The following is a 217-nucleotide window of genomic DNA, read 5'->3' as shown; positions in this document are numbered from 1 at the left end:
CTGTTTCTTTCGAAACAGTTTGATTCAATCTCAAAGATTGAATTTACTAGTCAGCTTTCCAGATTGTTAAAGAGCATGTGCATCTTTTCTCCAGAGAGAAAAAACCACTTTCTAATCACACTCAAAAGTGCACTTAGAAAGTGGCGTCCCATAGGGGAGTCGAACCCCTGTTACCGCCGTGAAAGGGCGGTGTCCTAGGCCTCTAGACGAATGGGAC

1 tRNA gene is annotated in these 217 nt (G+C 44.2%); it reads right to left on the bottom strand.

The features are described from left to right. Nucleotides 1–141 precede the first annotated feature (141 nt). Nucleotides 142–217: transfer RNA gene (locus ACYP03_RS28555), tRNA-Glu, on the bottom strand.

Source organism: Photobacterium sp. R1, from assembly GCF_054600795.1.
This window is presented reverse-complemented; position numbering and strand designations above follow the sequence as displayed.